Raw genomic sequence first — 232 nt, forward strand, 5'->3', positions numbered from 1 at the left:
CCCTGACGCTGGATACCGACAAGCAGCTGTATCTGGCCGATGGCGCCGAGCTGGATGCGACGCTCCATCAGGCCGCGCTGGGTGACAAGGCCCTGCCGCTGAAAGCCACCTTCGGTGCCGAAGCGGACCTGGCGGCGGGCACGGCGAATCTCGAGAACCTGCTGCTGACCTCCGGCAGTGACCTTCGCCTCAGCGGGGCGCTCAAGGCCAAGGACATCACCGGCGATGCGCT

1 protein-coding gene is annotated in these 232 nt (G+C 67.2%); it reads left to right on the top strand.

Annotation, left to right across the window (positions count from 1 at the left end; translation table 11 throughout):
- Positions 1 to 232: hypothetical protein (locus R0J88_RS23870; protein WP_410901438.1), on the top strand; the 232-nt coding region annotated here is incomplete at both ends.

This window comes from Pseudoalteromonas sp. SIMBA_162 (genome assembly GCF_046535955.1).
GTDB lineage: Bacteria > Pseudomonadota > Gammaproteobacteria > Enterobacterales > Alteromonadaceae > Pseudoalteromonas > Pseudoalteromonas marina.